This is a genomic window from Enterobacter cloacae complex sp. ESBL7 (assembly GCF_041679625.1).
GTDB classification, from domain to species: domain Bacteria; phylum Pseudomonadota; class Gammaproteobacteria; order Enterobacterales; family Enterobacteriaceae; genus Enterobacter; species Enterobacter asburiae_B.
In genome coordinates, this window is record NZ_JBGORN010000013.1 from 1 (window position 1) to 17447 (window position 17447).

Below are 17447 nucleotides of genomic sequence, written 5' to 3' on the forward strand. Positions count from 1 at the left end.
TAAACTTCGTAATGAATTACGTATGTTCACTCAGAGACTTGGTATTCATTTATTGTCCGAAGACATTAAGAATCCATGTCACTTTGAGTGCCCACACAGATTGTCTGATAAATTGTTAAAGAGCAGTTGCAACGCGGCGTTAAGCTCACCGTTGCGAGGTCCCGTATATTACGTTTTCCTCATTCAGAGTCAAGCGATTATTTTTGCTTTTCTCTGCCGGCGTTCATCTCTGAACCCCGCTAACCCGGCGGCCTGTAAGCCGTTGTTCCGTGTCAGTGGAGGCGCATTATAGGGAGTTCTCAGACGTTGACAACCCCTCTTTTAAAAAAAACTTTCAACCGTCTCTTTTTTGCTCAAAACCGTGCTACAGCGCCAGTTTTTCGAGCGTTTCAAAGCCATAACGGCGTAAAACGGGTAAAAGTTGCTCAGTCTCTTTCGTGATGGCCATACAAAACGCGATATTCGCATCGGTAGATTTCGCATCCGGCGCTTCATGCTCCAGCAGCCAGGCCGTACGACGGGCGATAGCCGCACCGGAATCCACCAGGCGCGTCCCCTCCGGCAATACCTCTAATAGCTCTTCCTGTAATAGCGGGAAGTGAGTACAGCCCAGCACAACGGTATCCGGAGGCTCTGGCATCCGCAGCCACGGACGAAGAATACGACGCAGCTCGTCGAGTGATACCGCCTTTCCATGCAGCTTCGCTTCAGCCATCTCCACCAGCTCAGCCGAACCCAGCATCGCAATCTGGCATTCGTTGGCAAAACGGTCGATCAGTTCGCGGGTATAAGGACGCTTTATCGTGCCTCGCGTTGCCAGCAAACCCACAATGCCGTTCGCCGTCAGGCGCGCGGCAGGCTTTATCGCAGGAACGACACCCACAACCGGGAACTGGAATTTTTCACGCAGGGCGGGAAGAGAAACGGTGCTCGCCGTATTACAGGCGATGACGGCCAGCGCAAGGGGATAGCGCTTTTGTACCGCGGTGACGATTTCAACCACACGCTCAACAATAAAATCTTCGCTCTTTTCCCCATACGGGAAAGCGACGTTATCGAAGGCGTAGATGTAATGGAGATCCGGCAGGAGATGCCGAATCTCATCATAGACCGAAAGCCCACCGACGCCGGAATCAAACACCAGCACGGTGGGACGCGGATTAGAAGGTGTAGCTGCCAGACAAGGTGTATTCCCGTCCTGCAGTTTGGTAGCCATAAACTGTCTCGTAATCTTTATCGAACAGGTTGGCTATTTTACCACGAACTGTGAGATGTGAGGTGACAGGATACGAAACTGCGACATCCCACAGGCTGACACCGCCCATTTTTACTTTCTCAGACGGATAAGCACCAAAGTCAGTGTCGTAACGCGTACCGAGATAGTGATAAGTCAGGCTCCAGTCGAAATCATAGATCTGCGTGTCGAGCTGATATTTCACCTGCTGTTTAGCACGACGGTCCAGAAGTTCGTTGGTTGCGGCATTGCGGGCATCCACATAATCGTAGCCAACAGTATGCGTCAACGGACCCGTATCAAACGATGCTGTCGCTTCCACACCTTTAATGCGCGCTTTACCGACGTTGTAATATTGCTGAAGGTTATTATCGAAGTCGATGAGATTATCGACGTCATTACGGTAGCCGGAGACGCGCCAGCTCACGCCGGCCGTCAGGCCTTCAAACGCACCTTCCCACTGCTTGCTCTCTTCTGGATCAAGATGGTCATTGCCATAGAAACCATAGAGTTGACCCAGATTCGGTGCTTTATAGGCCGTACCATAAGAAGCAACGAAGCGGTAACCCTCCACGAACTCCCAGGCCGCACTACTTTGCCAGGTGCCATGGCGACCGAACTGAGAGTTGTCATCGCTGCGAACCGCTCCTTCCAGAGTGAAGTCACCAAACTGCTGCAACCCGGTCAGGTAAACGCCGGTGTTACGCAGGTCGTAGCCGTTGGTTACGTAGTTTGTACCCGGCTCGGTGCTCTGCTTCTGCCAGTCAACGCCCGCGCCAATGTTTCCATGGCCAACATCAACGGAGTTCAGCCACTGGACGTTGTACTGTTTGATTTCATCCAGGGTGGCTGTCGAATCGTAGCGGCCCAAATTTGGGTCGTAGTTATAGTCCTTGCTGTGGCTATAGCTGGTGAGCAGCTGTGAATGGAAGATGTCATCATTGAAGCGCAATCCTGCATCCCAGGTCTGACTATAGAGCTGGCGGGTATCGACCAGTACGTCAGGAGTAAATGAACTGTAGTAACCGTCGTAGGCAGTACGGTTGCTGTAGCCAAAGCCGCGAACAAATCCGCTCCACTGCTCCGAGAATGCGTGATCCACTGCACCATAGAGCGTTTTATTCATAAAGCCGTCGCGATCGGTCTGGGCAAGGCCACCATTGTTGCCGTCCGCAACCACATCAAACCCTTTGGTATAGGTGTAATCACCCGCAAGCGTGACGCGCGTGCTGTCGCCCAATGTTTGCTGAGTACTGCCGCCATAATTCTGGTAACCATGCGACCCTACACCTGCATTCAGCGTGGTACCGTCCTTCGCGCGAGTGGTAATAATGTTTACGACTCCGCCAATCGCGTCCGAGCCGTATACCGCCGAACGCGGTCCACGAACATATTCGATACGCTGCACCAGGGAGATCGGGAACTGGCTGAGATCGGACGACCCCGTAACGCCCGCCTGGTTAAGGCGGATCCCATCAACAAGGATCAGGACATGGCTGGAGTTGGTGCCACGTATAAAGAGAGAAGAGAGTTGCCCCATCCCGCCATTTTGCGCCGTATCCACGCCGGGCAGGCGACGCATAACATCAAGGACTGAGGTTGATTGCCAACGGTCAATATCGGCACGCGTAACAACGGAGGTTGCAGCCAGAATAGTTTTTTCAGGTTGTTCAAAACGATTTGCCGTCACCACCAACGAGTCGGCGCTATCCTGCGCCCAGCCCGAAAATGCCGTGACGGACAACGCCGTCAACAGCGATACTTTTTTAATCATTGTTAAAGCATCCACAATATAAGAAGGATGCCGCAGGCCTCATCGATAGCACGCGATGATGAAACCAAATGCGACGTGATCCCGGCAGGTCTTCGGGCTAGGTGGCTATATAAGGATGAAGACTTCCCATTTTCACAGTGTCTACAACACTCATCCCGCCAGACTTTACCGCTGCGCGTCAGCTCCAGATTTACACTGGATTCCCTTTTCACTCTCAGGAGACCGGAAACAGAATGCTACAATTAGACACGTATGGATGTCCAGACAGCTATTGCCCATTAAATCTGGACATCCCCTGAACAATGCCTACAATCCCCGCGTAATTCTTTATCACTCAGGACGCATCATGACCCCAGAACACCTCCCGACAGAACAGTACGACGCGCAGCTGGCAGAGAAAGTCGTCCGCCTGCAAAGTATGATGACGCCTTTCAACGCGCCCGTTCCCGAGGTGTTCCGCTCTCCCGTCAGCCACTACCGCATGCGCGCCGAATTCCGCATCTGGCACGACGGCGACGACCTGTACCACATCATTTTCGATCAGCAGACGAAGTCCCGTATTCGCGTGGACAGCTTTCCGGCGGCGAGCGAGCTCATTAACCAATTGATGACGCTGATAATGGACGGCGTGCGCAACAATCCGGTACTGCGTAACAAGCTGTTCCAGATTGACTACCTGACCACGCAAAGCAATCAGGCGATTGTCTCCCTGCTGTACCACAAAGCGCTCAATGACGAGTGGCGCGAGCAGGCAGAAGCGCTGCGCGATGCGCTGCGCGCGCAGAACATCAACGTTCACCTGATTGGCCGCGCGACAAAAACCAAAATCATGCTGGATCAGGACTACATCGACGAGCGCCTGCCGGTGGCAGGTAAAGAGATGGTGTATCGTCAGGTCGAGAACAGCTTCACCCAGCCAAACGCTGCGATGAACGTGCAGATGCTGGAGTGGGCGCTGAAGGCGACGGAAGGGTCAACGGGCGATCTGCTTGAGCTCTACTGCGGTAACGGCAACTTCTCGCTGGCGCTGGCGCGTAACTTCGATCGCGTTCTGGCAACGGAAATCGCCAAGCCGTCGGTGGCTGCCGCGCAGTACAATATCGCTGCTAACCATATCGACAACGTGCAGATCATTCGTATGGCCGCAGAAGAGTTCACGCAGGCCATGAACGGCGTACGCCAGTTTAACCGCCTGGAAGGGATCGATCTCAAGAGCTACCAGTGTGAGACAATTTTTGTCGACCCGCCGCGCAGTGGCCTGGACAGCGAAACCGAGAAGATGGTGCAGGCGTACCCGCGTATTTTGTACATCTCCTGTAACCCGGAGACGCTGTGCAAGAACCTCGAAACACTAGGCCAGACGCACAAGGTTGAACGTCTGGCGCTGTTCGATCAGTTCCCGTATACGCACCATATGGAGTGCGGCGTTTTACTTACCGCACGGTGATCTGTAGGCCGGATAAGCGTAGCGCCATCCGGCGTTTTTGGCAGGTGGCGCTTCGCTTACCTGCCCTACAAATAAATTCATTACTCCGGTAACTGGCTCTTACGGCTACGCATGCGCGAGCCAATCCAGAACACCAGCGCCACAGACAGTACCGCAGGGAAGAAGTTAGAGCCGATATCCGGATACTCCGCGCGAACCACCGTGCTATACAGCAATACGCCCAGAATAAAGCAGGCAGCGGCCAGCCCCGGTAACCCCACCGGCATGGTGCGGTTCAGGTAACGTTGATGCAGGCAGTAAACCGTCAGCACCAGCGCAATAAGCGGGAAAATCGAAAATGGAACAATTGAGCTAAAAATAGCGGCAAACGTACCATTAATGGATAAGCCAGCGATCAATGCCAGCAACAGCGTCCCTTTATCCTGACCTGACTGTTTCATTACTCACCTTCACTCTTCGGTTTGATGTGCCAGTTTCTCTTGTTCACGGCGATACCAGTAGTACGCGCCTTTGGAGATCATCCTGAGCTGCAATACCAGCCGCTCTTCGAGCTGCTTGCGTTGTTCAATGCTGACATCCAGCGCTTCGGCACCCGCGCTGAAAACAATCGTCACCATCGCCTCGGCCTGTGCTTCAGTAAACGCACGCGGCATATGGTTTTCGAGTTCAAGATAGTCGGCAAGTTCCGCGATGAAGTGCTGAATTTCACGCGCGACGGCGGCACGAAACGCCGCCGATGTGCCCGAACGCTCGCGCAGAAGCAGACGAAACGCGTTGGGGTTATTGCCGATAAATTCCATAAAGGTCGATACGGAGGTGCGGATCACGCTACCCCCTTTGGCGATACGCTGACGCGCCTGGCGCATCAGCTGGCGCAGCATCAGACCGCTCTCGTCGACCATGGTCAGGCCCAGTTCATCCACATCACGGAAATGACGATAGAAGGACGTTGGCGCAATCCCGGCCTCGCGTGCGACTTCGCGCAGGCTCAAACTGGCAAAACTCCGCTCAGCACTCAGTTGACTGAATGCGGCTTCCACCAGCGAACGCCGGGTTTTCTCTTTTTGTTGTGCTCTTACGCCCATCACGATAGTTGAATCCTTCCAAAGGCCTGATGGCACTATACCAGAGAATAAAATTAATCTGTTTGCCTGGCTTTGTGAATGATTGTTTACGTGCGGTTTGTGCTCCACTGCCCGAAAAAAGCACAACGATAATTGGGTTACTCTGGCAATGATGTTATGATTCTGTTGCTTTTATGTATAAGAACAGGTAAGCCTTACCATGCCACATTCCTACGATTACGACGCAATAGTTATTGGTTCCGGCCCCGGCGGCGAAGGTGCTGCTATGGGTCTGGTGAAACAGGGAGCCAGAGTAGCGGTCATCGAGCGCTACCATAATGTCGGCGGCGGTTGCACCCACTGGGGCACCATCCCTTCGAAAGCCCTCCGCCACGCCGTTAGCCGCATTATCGAATTTAACCAGAACCCTCTTTACAGCGACCACTCCCGACTTCTTCGTTCATCCTTTGCTGACATCCTGAATCACGCGGATACCGTTATTAACCAGCAGACACGCATGCGTCAGGGATTTTATGAGCGTAATCACTGTGAAATTTTGCAGGGCAACGCGCATTTTGTGGATGAACACACCCTGGCACTCGAATGCCACGACGGTTCGGTTGAAACCATCACGGCTGAAAAATTTGTGATCGCCTGCGGCTCACGCCCTTACCATCCGGCCGACGTGGACTTCTCGCATCCGCGCGTCTACGACAGCGACTCGATTCTGAGCCTGCACCATGAGCCTCGCCACGTCATTATCTATGGCGCAGGGGTCATTGGTTGCGAATATGCGTCGATCTTCCGCGGAATGGACGTCAAAGTTGACCTGATCAACACCCGTGACCGCCTGCTGGCGTTCCTCGATCAGGAGATGTCGGACTCTCTCTCCTACCACTTCTGGAACAGCGGCGTGGTGATTCGCCACAACGAAGAGTACGAGAAGATCGAAGGCTGCGACGACGGGGTGATCATGCACCTGAAGTCCGGTAAGAAGCTGAAAGCAGACTGTCTGCTGTACGCCAACGGTCGTACCGGCAACACCGATTCACTGCAGCTGGAAAATATCGGGCTTGAAACCGACAGCCGCGGTCAGCTGAAGGTCAACAGCATGTATCAGACCGCCCTGCCGCACGTTTACGCGGTCGGCGACGTGATTGGCTACCCAAGCCTGGCCTCAGCCGCTTACGACCAGGGACGCATCGCCGCACAGGCGCTGGTAAAAGGCGAAGCGACGGCGCACCTGATCGAAGATATTCCGACGGGTATCTATACCATCCCGGAAATCAGTTCTGTCGGCAAAACTGAACAGCAGCTGACGTCAATGAAGGTGCCTTACGAGGTGGGTCGCGCGCAGTTTAAACATCTGGCGCGGGCGCAAATCGTGGGGATGAGCGTGGGAACGCTGAAGATCCTGTTCCACCGCGAGACCAAAGAGATCCTCGGCATTCACTGCTTTGGTGAACGCGCGGCGGAAATCATTCATATCGGCCAGGCGATAATGGAGCAGAAAGGCGGTGGTAACACCATTGAGTACTTCGTTAACACCACCTTTAACTACCCGACCATGGCGGAAGCCTATCGGGTAGCCGCGCTGAACGGCTTAAACCGCCTGTTTTAACGCGCTGTCAAAATGGCCATCCATCGAACCACGGATGGCCTCTGCCAGCTGCTCATAGCGGCTGCGCAGCGGTGAACCCGGACGATACACCAGGCCGATAGTGCGACGCGGCTCCGGCTTAATGCACGGCAGATAAACCACGCCATCACGTTTACGCTCGCGCGGCACGGCCAGCGCAGGCAGCAGCGTAATACCGCTTCCCGCCGCGACCATATTACGCAGCGTTTCCAGGCTGGTTGCGCGGAAATGGGTATCCTCATCCGCACCCGCTTCGAAGCAGAAGCCCATCGCCTGATCGCGCAGGCAGTGGCCATCTTCCAGCATCAGCAGCTTTTCACCGGCCAGATCGGCCATCGGCACGCGATCGCGGTTCGCCCATGGGTGATCTTCATAGATCGCCAGCATCATCGGCTCATCGAACAGCGGCACTTCAATAAAGGCTTCACTCTCTTTCACCAGCGCCAGAATGGCGCAGTCGAGCTTGCCGCTGTCTAACTGCGCCAGCAGCTGATGGGTTTGCGCTTCATGCAGGTACATTTCGAGTTTCGGGAACGTCTGGTGCAGCATCGGAATGATGTGCGGCAACAGGTACGGGCCAACGGTTGGGATCAGGCCGATATGCAGCGGGCCGGACATCGCCTCCCCCTGCTGGCTTGCCATTTCCTTGAGCACTTTGACCTCGCGCAGCACGGTGCGCGCCTGATCCACCAGCAGCAGACCTGCCTGTGTGAACAGAACCTTACGACTGGTGCGCTCCAGCAGCATCACGCCCAGCTCGTCTTCCAGCTTGCGGATCTGACCGCTCAGCGTGGGCTGGCTGACGTGGCAGGAGTCTGCCGCGCGGCGAAAGTGACGATGCTCGGCTAACGCTACCAGGTATTCAAGATCACGAATATTCATTATTCATCCTCCGTCGCCACGATAGTTCATGGCGATAGATAGCATAGCAACGAACGATTATCCCTATCAAGCATTCTGTTGAATAATACACCACATAGACGAGGCGGCACGTGTTTGACCCTTGACGTCCCCGCACCGTCAGCGAGTTTCTCTCAAAACTCGAACAACTAAAGCCAACGTGAACTTTTGCGGACCCCGTGGTCCGCTTTTTTTTTGCGTAAAAAAGCCCGGGGATAAAAGCAAAATGGCAACCGAAGTTGCCATTTTTAGTGTTTGCTCCCTCTCCCCGTGGGAGAGGGCCGGGGTGAGGACACCAGCCCGCACGGTTCAAACCAACCGGTTTTTCGCATCCGCTATCGCCTGCGCCACCTGCTTAGGCGACACGCCGCCTTTCGCGGCACGTTTATCCAGGCAAGACTGCAGCGCAAGGATCGGATACACATCATCCCCGATAACCGCGCTGAACTTCTGCAGGTCTGCCAGCGCCAGATCTTCCAGTGGTTTACCCTGACGAATGGCTTCCACCACCGCTTCACCCACAATGTGGTGCGCTTCACGGAAAGGTACGCCTTTCGCCACCAGATAATCCGCCAGTTCGGTAGAGTTCGCATAGCCCTGCTGCGCCGCTTCCTGGCAGCGCGGACGTTTCACCTGAATGCCGTCCAGCACCAGGGCGCCCATATGCAGACAGTCCAGCCAGGTGTCGAGCGCGTCGAACAGCCCTTCTTTGTCTTCCTGCATGTCTTTGTTATACGCCAGCGGCAGCCCTTTCAGGGTCATCATCATGCCGGTCAGCGCGCCCTGCACGCGGCCACATTTGCCGCGGATCAGCTCCAGCGCGTCCGGGTTTTTCTTCTGCGGCATCAGGGAAGAGCCTGAGGTCACGCGGTCGGACAGCTCAACAAAGCCCGCTTCGCCAGAGTTAAAGAAGATCAGGTCTTCGGCAAAGCGCGACAGGTGCACCATCCCGATAGACGCATTGGAGAGCAGCTCCAGCACGTGGTCGCGGTCGGACACGCTGTCCAGGCTGTTACGGGTGGCGGAGGCAAAGCCCAGCCAGCCTGCCAGCTGTTCACGGTCGATTTCATACGCCGTACCGGCCAGCGCGCCGCTGCCCAGCGGGCTGACGTCCAGACGTTTCAGGGTATCCTGCAGACGGCTTTCGTCACGCGCCAGCATCTCGACGTAGGCCAGACACCAGTGCGCGAAGGTCACCGGCTGGGCGCGTTGCAGGTGGGTATAACCCGGCATCACCGCGTCCTGGTTGTTCTGCGCGGTCTCCACCAGCGCGCTCTGCAGCTGACGGTTAGCCGCCAGCAGTTCGCCAACGGTATCTTTGCACCACAGCTTCAGATCGGTGGCGACCTGGTCGTTACGGCTGCGGCCGGTATGCAGCTTTTTACCCAGCTGGCCGACTTTGTCGATAAGTTTGCCTTCCACCCAGCTGTGAATATCTTCAGCATCGCTTTCGAGGATCTGCTGCGGGTTAAGACGCACCTCTTCCAGCAGATTGTTCAGCGCCTCTTCCAGCCGTAATTGTTCGTCGGCGGTCAGTACGCCTACCGTTACCAGCGCCCTGGACCAGGCCACAGAGCCGACAATATCCTGTTCGGCCAGGCGGTAGTCGAAGCGCAAAGAGTCGTTGAACTGTTTGAACCGCTGATCCGCTGCCTGTGTAAAACGCCCACCCCAAAGTGCCATAACATGCTTCCTTTATTCGTTAGTTCTGCCGGGTGGCGCTTCGCTTACCCGGCCTACGGTCTTGTAGGCCCGGCAAGCAGAGCGCCGCCGGGCATTAAATCGATTACGCCAGAATACGCGTGCCAATCGGCGTGCCGTTAAACAGCGCCGGCAGTTGTTCCGCGTGACGCCAGGAGGCGATATCCACCGGGCGGCCCAGCGTGCGTGCGGCATCCAGCGCGGCGTTCACTTTGACGATCATGCCGTCGGTAATAATGCCCTGGGCAATCAGCTGCTCGGCTTTCTCAGCCGTCATTTCCGCAATGCGCTGGCCTTTGCCGTCCAGAATGCCGCTCACGTCGGAGAGCAGGATCAGATCCGCACCCAGCGTTGCCGCCAGTGCCGTCGCCGCCTGGTCAGCGTTGACGTTCATCAGCTCGCCCTCTTCGGTCACGCCGATAGAGCTCACCACAGGCAGGAAACCCCCTTCCAGCAGCGTGTTAATCAGCTTAGGCGAACCTGGCTGCGCCAGTCCAACGTGGCCGAGCTCTTCGTCGAGCTGGGTCACTTTTACGCTATCGCCATCGCCCAGATAGAGGCCGACGGACGCGATGTGGTGTTTCTTCGCCCACGCCAGCAGCGTTTTGTTCGCCGTACCCGCCAGCGCACCGGTAATGATGTCAATCTGGTCAGCAGGCGTGACGCGCAGGCCGTTCTTCTTTTTCACCGGCAGGTTGAGCCCTTTCATCAGCTCATCCACCACGCAGCCGCCGCCGTGGACAATCACCAGCGGACGCTGGTGTGATTCGCGATAGTTCACCAGCGCGGTAAACAGACGCTCCAGCGCTTCTTCGCTGTCCAGCAGTACACCACCGAGTTTGATAATTAATGGGTTCATCATCACACCTTAAATAAGAGCCTGCGTTTCCGGGAAACCGAAACGAATATTTGCACACTGCATTGCCTGTGCGGCAGCGCCTTTGAGTAAGTTATCTTCCGCGGCGACAACGATGAGATGCTCGCCCTGCACGGCAAAGCCGATGTCGCAGAACGGCAGGCCGACCACGTTTTTCAGCGCCGGCACGCCTTTGTCGTACAGGCGCACCAGCGGTTTATCCGCGTACGCCTGCGTGAAGGCCTCGTTCACCTGCTCTTTGGTCACGCCCGGTTTCAGGCGGCAGGTAATGGTTTCGAGGATCCCGCGCGGGAAGCTGCCCAGATGCGGCGTGAAAATGACGTCCGCGCCCAGATGCGTCGTGATTTCAGGGTGATGACGGTGATTAAACACGCCATACGGCTGAAGGCTCACTTCGCAGAAGCTGTTGGAAATAGCGGCCTTGCGCCCTGCTCCGCTCACGCCGCTGGTGGCGTTGATCACCGGCCACTGGCTCAGATCCAGCAGGCCTGCGTCGATCAGCGGCTTCAGGGAAAGCTGCGCCGCCGTCGGGTAGCAGCCCGGAACGGCAATCAGGTCCGCTTCTTTCAGTTTATCTGCGCTCCACTCCGCCAGTCCGTATACCGCTTTTTCCAGCAGATCCGGATGCTGATGGGTGAAACCGTAATATTTTTCGTAAAACGCACCGTCGTTCACGCGGAACGCACCGGAAAGGTCAAAGACCACGCAGCCAGCCGCCAGGAACTGCGGCGCCAGGTCGTGGCTGACCTCGTGCGCGGTGGCTAAAAACACCACGTCGACGCCGTCGGTAAACTCGCTGATGTCAGACATGGGCTGCAGCGGCAGATCGACAAGACCCTTAAGCTGCGGATGCAAATCGGAAATTAACTTTCCTGCATCATTGCTTTGCGCTGACACGGTCAAAGCGGTTATGGTCATATGTGGATGGCGATTCACGTAGCTTACAAGCTCTGCGCCCGCATAACCGCTAGCGCCTACAATCAGCGTATTCAACATCGGGTTCCTTTATGCTCAACGTTAATGTATTTTTATTCACATTTATTGCATGAATATTGATACTATCACGACCTAAGGTGTGTCAACAATGAAAATGAACTTACCGCCATTTATCGAGATCTACCGCGCCCTGATTGCCACTCCGTCCATCAGCGCAACGGAAGAAGCGCTGGATCAGAGCAATGAGTCTTTAATCAATCTGCTGGCGGGTTGGTTTAGCGATCTTGGGTTTAACGTTGAGGTTCAGACCGTTCCCGGAACACGCCACAAATTTAACCTGCTCGCCAGCACCGGAACCGGTGCGGGCGGCCTGCTGCTGGCCGGTCATACCGACACCGTGCCGTTTGACGATGGCCGCTGGACGCGCGATCCGTTCACCCTGACCGAGCACGACAACAAGCTCTATGGTCTGGGCACCGCCGACATGAAAGGCTTCTTCGCCTTTATCCTCGACGCGCTGCGTGACGTGGACGTGACGAAGCTGAAAAAACCGCTCTACATTCTGGCGACCGCCGACGAAGAAACCAGCATGGCGGGCGCGCGCTACTTTTCTGAAAATACGTCGATTCGCCCGGATTGCGCGATCATCGGCGAGCCGACGTCTCTTCAGCCGATTCGCGCGCACAAAGGCCATATTTCTACCGCCGTGCGCGTGCTGGGCCAGTCCGGCCACTCCAGCGATCCGGCGCGCGGCGTGAACGCCATCGAGCTGATGCATGACGCCATCGGCCGCATCATGACCCTGCGCGACGATCTGAAAGAGCGCTATCACTATGAGGCGTTCACCGTGCCGTATCCGACGCTGAACCTCGGCAGCCTGCACGGCGGCGATGCCTCCAACCGTATCTGCGCCTGCTGCGAACTGCATATGGACATCCGCCCGCTGCCGGGCATGACGCTGAGCGATCTCGACGGCCTGCTGAATGAAGCGCTGGCTCCGGTGAGCGAGCGCTGGCCGGGCCGCCTGACGGTCTCCGAACTGCATCCGCCGATCCCGGGTTACGAATGCCCGCCGGATCATCAGCTGGTTGAGGTGGTGGAAAAGCTGCTCGGTGAGAAAACCGACGTGGTGAACTACTGCACCGAAGCGCCGTTTATTCAGACGCTTTGCCCTACGCTGGTCCTGGGCCCCGGCTCCATCAACCAGGCCCACCAGCCGGATGAATATCTGGAAACCCGCTTCATCAAGCCAACCCGCGAACTGATTACCCAGGTTGTGCATCACTTCTGCTGGCATTAAAACCGCACCGAAGAGTCCCCTCTCCCAGTGGGAGAGGGTCAGGGTGAGGCCAACAAATCGCATGATCTCCGTCACATTCCCATAAGCATCTCTTATCTGACGCAATGCGAATTAAATTTCGTAAATTGCCCGCATTTATTCGTTTGCTGAACCGTTTTCGCAGCAATTGACGACGGGGGTTTTACGTGGCTTTATAAAGGGAGATGACAAAATAATGTCCAGATGATTTTCGCCTGGGCATAAACAAAAATGATGGGGTGACTGGGTTTTTATGAACGAACAATATTCCGCGTTGCGTAGTAATGTCAGTATGCTCGGCAAAGTGCTTGGAGATACCATCAAAGACGCGTTGGGGGAGAACATCCTCGACCGCGTTGAAACCATCCGCAAGCTGTCTAAATCTTCCCGTGCCGGTAACGAGGCCAGTCGTCAGGAGCTGCTCACCACCTTGCAGAACCTCTCTAACGATGAGCTGCTGCCCGTTGCACGCGCATTCAGCCAGTTCCTGAACCTGGCTAACACCGCTGAGCAATACCACAGCATTTCGCCAAACGGCGAAGCGGCAAGCAACCCGGAAGTCATTGCCCGCACCCTGCGTAAACTGAAAGACCAGCCAGACCTCAACGAAGCCACCATCAAAAAAGCGGTGGAATCGCTTTCGCTGGAGCTGGTGCTGACCGCACACCCCACTGAAATTACCCGTCGCACCCTGATCCACAAAATGGTGGAAGTTAACAACTGTCTGAAGCAGTTGGATAACAAAGACATTGCCGACTACGAACGTAACCAGCTGATGCGCCGTCTGCGCCAGCTGATTGCCCAGTCCTGGCACACCGATGAAATTCGTAAGCATCGCCCAAGCCCGGTCGACGAAGCCAAATGGGGCTTTGCGGTGGTGGAAAACAGCCTGTGGGAAGGGGTGCCTAACTACCTGCGCGAGCTGAACGAACAGCTGGAAGAGAACCTCGGCTACCGCCTGCCGGTCGACTTTGTTCCGGTGCGCTTCACCTCCTGGATGGGCGGCGACCGCGACGGTAACCCGAACGTGACCGCGGAAATCACCCGTCACGTCCTGCTGCTGAGCCGCTGGAAAGCGACCGACCTGTTCCTGAAAGACATTCAGGTGCTGATCTCCGAGCTGTCGATGGTTGAAGCGACGCCGGAACTGCGCGCGCTGGCCGGAGAAGAAGGCGCCAGCGAGCCGTACCGTTTCCTGATGAAGAAACTGCGTGGTCAGCTGATGGCCACTCAGGCCTGGCTGGAAGCGCGTCTGAAAGGTCAGCGCCTGCCAAAACCAGAGGGTCTGCTCAGCCAGAACGAACAGCTCTGGGAGCCGCTGTATGCCTGTTATAAATCACTGCAGGCCTGCGGGATGGGCATCATCGCTAACGGCGAACTGCTCGACACCCTGCGCCGCGTGAAGTGTTTCGGCGTGCCGCTGGTGCGTATCGACGTACGTCAGGAAAGTACCCGTCATACCGAAGCGCTGGGCGAGCTGACCCGCTATCTCGGCATCGGCGACTATGAAAGCTGGTCCGAAGCCGACAAACAGGCCTTCCTGATCCGCGAGCTGAACTCGAAGCGCCCTCTGCTGCCGCGCAACTGGGAGCCAAGCAACGAAACCCGCGAAGTGCTCAACACCTGTAAAGCGATCGTGGACGCACCGAAAGGATCGGTGGCCGCCTATGTGATCTCCATGGCGAAGACCCCGTCCGACGTGCTGGGCGTTCACCTTCTGCTGAAAGAAGCGGGAATCGACTACGCCCTGCCGGTCGCCCCGCTGTTTGAGACCCTCGACGACCTGAACAACGCCAACGACGTCATGACCCAGCTGCTGAATATCGACTGGTACCGCGGCTTTATTCAGGGCAAACAGATGGTGATGATTGGCTATTCCGACTCCGCGAAAGATGCGGGCGTGATGGCGGCATCCTGGGCGCAGTATCAGGCGCAGGACGCACTGATCAAAACCTGCGAGAAAGCCGGTATTGAGCTGACCCTGTTCCACGGACGCGGTGGCTCGATTGGCCGTGGCGGCGCACCTGCACACGCAGCGCTGCTGTCACAGCCGCCGGGAAGCCTGAAAGGCGGCCTGCGCGTCACCGAGCAGGGCGAGATGATCCGCTTCAAGTACGGTCTGCCGGAAGTGACCATCAGCAGCCTGTCGCTCTACACCAGCGCTATCCTGGAAGCAAACCTGCTGCCACCGCCGGAGCCGAAAGCATCCTGGTGCCATATCATGGACGAGCTGTCTGATATCTCCTGCGATCTGTACCGCGGCTACGTGCGTGAAAACAAAGATTTCGTTCCTTACTTCCGCTCGGCCACGCCTGAGCAGGAGCTGGGTAAACTGCCGCTGGGCTCACGTCCTGCGAAGCGTCGCCCGGCCGGTGGCGTAGAGTCTCTGCGCGCGATCCCGTGGATCTTCGCCTGGACTCAGAACCGTTTGATGCTGCCCGCCTGGCTGGGTGCCGGTGCCGCGCTGCAAAAAGTGGTGGAAGACGGTAAACAGAACGAACTGGAAACCATGTGCCGCGACTGGCCGTTCTTCTCTACCCGTCTAGGCATGCTGGAGATGGTCTTCTCGAAAGCCGACCTGTGGCTGGCGGAATACTACGACCAGCGTCTGGTGAAACCAGAGCTGTGGGCGCTGGGTAAAGAGCTGCGCGAACTGCTGGAAGGCGACATCAAAGTGGTACTGGACATCGCCAACGACTCACATCTGATGGCGGACCTGCCGTGGATTGCCGAGTCTATTCAGCTGCGTAACATCTACACCGACCCGCTGAACGTCCTGCAGGCAGAGCTGCTGCACCGTTCGCGTCTGGCGGAAGAAGAAGGTAAAGAGCCGGATCCGCGCGTTGAACAGGCGCTGATGGTGACGATTGCGGGCGTTGCTGCGGGTATGCGTAACACCGGCTAATACTCTATGCCCGGCGGCGCCGCGCTTGCCCGGACCTGTGACTGGTAGGCCGGGTAAGCGTTAGCGCCACCCGGCACATTTCGGTAGTCTTCTCATGCATTCCGATATCACGCGAATCCTGGCAGACCTGGTAAACCGCACGCTACCGCTGGGCCAGATTCATTTCTCAGCGCTGTCTGAACAGCATTCCCGAACATCTCCCTGCCTCGTCATTACCCTTGATGCCCCCTGTGAGGCGATATTTTCATCCTTTGGACACTTAACGCATCCATCGTCTAACGCCCTGAGCATACATTTCGGTAAGCAGCTGCTTACTATCGAGTTACAGCATGACAATACGCTTGTGCAGCAGCTCCAGGTTGCCCGCCGCGGTCCGCGAACGGGTGCTTTTCTTCTGCAGACGCTAACCGAATTACAGATGCAGCCGGATGAGCAAGAGACCGCGATACTGGTGGTATTAAGCTTGCTCAGCCACTGCCGGGATCTGCTTGGCAGCGATATCCACACCGCCAGCCGCAGCCGCGCCCTGTTTGAGGCCATTCGCCGCTTCATCGAAGAACATCACGCTTCGGCGTTAACCCGTGAATCCGTCGCGCAGGCGTTCTACGTCTCGCCGAACTACCTTTCCCACCTCTTTCAGAAGATTGGCAACGTGGGGTTCAACGAATACCTGACGCAAACGCGACTCGAACACGCGCGCCAGCTGCTCAAAGGCTACGATCTTAAAATCAAAGATATCGCCGCACGCTGTGGGTTTACAGACAGCAATTACTTCTGCCGTCTCTTTCGCAAGCACACCGAACGCTCTCCTTCCGAATATCGTCGCCAGTATCACAGCGAGCTGACCGCCAAAAAATAGCATTGTGATCGCTCTCGCACTTCGCTAAGGACATTACATTTGTCCAGTATTTGGCAAAATTGGCCTGTATCCGCCCTGCCTGCCCGCGCCTTATCCTTTGTTCAACCTTTCTGACTTAAGGAAAAATAATGGAACTGTACCTGGATACCGCCAACGTGGCGGAAGTTGAACGCCTGGCGCGGGTCTTCCCCATTGCGGGCGTCACTACCAATCCGAGCATCGTTGCCGCCAGCCGTGAATCCATCTGGGACGTGCTGCCGCGTCTGCAAAACGCCATCGGGCCGGAAGGCACGCTGTTTGCTCAAACCATGAGCCGCGATGCCGAAGGGATGGTGGCGGAGGCCAAACGTCTGAGTAACGCCGTCCCGGGCATCGTGGTGAAAATCCCGGTGACGGCTCAGGGGCTCATCGCGATTAAGGCGTTGAAAAAAGAAGGGATAGCCACGCTGGGGACCGCCGTTTACAGCGCGGCACAGGGCCTGCTCGCCGCGCTGGCAGGCGCGAAATATGTCGCGCCGTATGTAAACCGCGTTGACGCTCAGGGCGGTGACGGCATTCGCATGGTCCAGGAGCTGCAATCCCTGCTGGAACTGCACGCGCCGGAAAGCAAAGTGCTGGCCGCCAGCTTCAAAACGCCGCGGCAGGCGCTGGACTGCCTGCTGGCGGGATGCGAGGCAATCACGCTTCCCTTAGACGTAGCGCAACAAATGCTCGGCACGCCAGCGGTAGAGTCAGCCATAGAGAAGTTCGAGCAGGACTGGAAAAACGCGTTTGGTAACCTCAACCTCTAAGG

At 56.5% G+C, this 17447-nt stretch carries 14 protein-coding genes and 1 riboswitch; of the genes, 6 read left to right on the forward strand and 8 right to left on the reverse strand.

What is annotated here, in order from left to right:
* Positions 1–364: 364 nt before the first annotated feature.
* Positions 365–1216 carry a glutamate racemase gene (gene murI, locus ACERY3_RS22970; protein WP_373226574.1) on the reverse strand — a complete coding sequence of 284 codons (852 nt, stop codon included), beginning with the start codon at positions 1214–1216 and terminating at the stop codon, positions 365–367.
* On the reverse strand, positions 1161–3008 hold the full coding sequence (gene btuB, locus ACERY3_RS22975; RefSeq protein WP_047059189.1) for a TonB-dependent vitamin B12 receptor BtuB: 1848 nt from the start codon (positions 3006–3008) through the stop codon (positions 1161–1163). The genes murI and btuB overlap by 56 nt, the downstream gene beginning before the upstream one ends.
* Before the next feature lie 65 nt (positions 3009–3073).
* Positions 3074–3250: riboswitch (cobalamin riboswitch) on the reverse strand.
* Positions 3251–3354: 104 nt separating this feature from the next.
* Between btuB and trmA the strand changes: the two genes are divergently transcribed.
* Positions 3355–4455: a tRNA (uridine(54)-C5)-methyltransferase TrmA gene (gene trmA, locus ACERY3_RS22980; protein WP_047653051.1), complete on the forward strand. Its 1101-nt coding sequence runs from the start codon at positions 3355–3357 to the stop codon at positions 4453–4455.
* 80 nt (positions 4456–4535) lie between these two features.
* Here trmA and ACERY3_RS22985 read toward each other — a convergent pair whose 3' ends face one another.
* On the reverse strand, positions 4536–4895 hold the full coding sequence (locus tag ACERY3_RS22985; RefSeq protein WP_008501783.1) for a YijD family membrane protein: 360 nt from the start codon (positions 4893–4895) through the stop codon (positions 4536–4538).
* A 9-nt stretch (positions 4896–4904) separates the two neighbouring features.
* On the reverse strand, positions 4905–5543 hold the full coding sequence (gene fabR / locus ACERY3_RS22990; RefSeq protein ID WP_008501784.1) for an HTH-type transcriptional repressor FabR: 639 nt from the start codon (positions 5541–5543) through the stop codon (positions 4905–4907).
* Between the two features lie 196 nt (positions 5544–5739).
* Here fabR and sthA point away from each other — a divergent pair, with 196 nt between their 5' ends.
* Positions 5740–7140, forward strand: coding sequence for a Si-specific NAD(P)(+) transhydrogenase (gene sthA, locus ACERY3_RS22995; protein ID WP_008501785.1), 1401 nt, complete (start codon positions 5740–5742; stop codon positions 7138–7140).
* Here sthA and oxyR read toward each other — a convergent pair.
* From oxyR to argC, 4 genes are all read right to left on the reverse strand, one after another.
* Positions 7123–8040 (reverse strand): DNA-binding transcriptional regulator OxyR, encoded by a 918-nt coding sequence (gene oxyR, locus ACERY3_RS23000; protein WP_023309664.1) that lies wholly within the window; start codon positions 8038–8040, stop codon positions 7123–7125. The genes sthA and oxyR overlap by 18 nt on opposite strands.
* A 327-nt stretch (positions 8041–8367) precedes the next feature.
* Positions 8368–9741, reverse strand: a complete 1374-nt coding sequence (gene argH, locus ACERY3_RS23005) for an argininosuccinate lyase (protein ID WP_069303419.1) — start codon at positions 9739–9741, stop codon at positions 8368–8370.
* A 103-nt stretch (positions 9742–9844) separates the two neighbouring features.
* Positions 9845–10621 carry an acetylglutamate kinase gene (argB, locus tag ACERY3_RS23010; RefSeq protein ID WP_090420882.1) on the reverse strand — a complete coding sequence of 259 codons (777 nt, stop codon included), beginning with the start codon at positions 10619–10621 and terminating at the stop codon, positions 9845–9847.
* A 6-nt stretch (positions 10622–10627) separates the two neighbouring features.
* Positions 10628–11632 (reverse strand): N-acetyl-gamma-glutamyl-phosphate reductase, encoded by a 1005-nt coding sequence (gene argC / locus ACERY3_RS23015; RefSeq protein WP_032662767.1) that lies wholly within the window; start codon positions 11630–11632, stop codon positions 10628–10630.
* Between the two features lie 88 nt (positions 11633–11720).
* Here argC and argE point away from each other — a divergent pair, with 88 nt between their 5' ends.
* The 4 genes from argE to fsa all read left to right on the forward strand — a co-directional run bounded on the left by argE (position 11721) and on the right by fsa (position 17445).
* Positions 11721–12872: an acetylornithine deacetylase gene (gene argE, locus ACERY3_RS23020; RefSeq protein ID WP_058841962.1), complete on the forward strand. Its 1152-nt coding sequence runs from the start codon at positions 11721–11723 to the stop codon at positions 12870–12872.
* Between the two features lie 271 nt (positions 12873–13143).
* Complete coding sequence (ppc, locus tag ACERY3_RS23025; RefSeq protein WP_373226575.1) at positions 13144–15795, forward strand: phosphoenolpyruvate carboxylase; 2652 nt, start codon at positions 13144–13146, stop codon at positions 15793–15795.
* Between the two features lie 94 nt (positions 15796–15889).
* A complete protein-coding gene (locus tag ACERY3_RS23030; RefSeq protein ID WP_058841961.1) occupies positions 15890–16654 on the forward strand; it encodes an AraC family transcriptional regulator in 765 nt (254 codons plus the stop codon).
* Between the two features lie 128 nt (positions 16655–16782).
* Positions 16783–17445, forward strand: coding sequence for a fructose-6-phosphate aldolase (gene fsa / locus ACERY3_RS23035; protein WP_058841960.1), 663 nt, complete (start codon positions 16783–16785; stop codon positions 17443–17445).
* Positions 17446–17447: the final 2 nt, after the last annotated feature.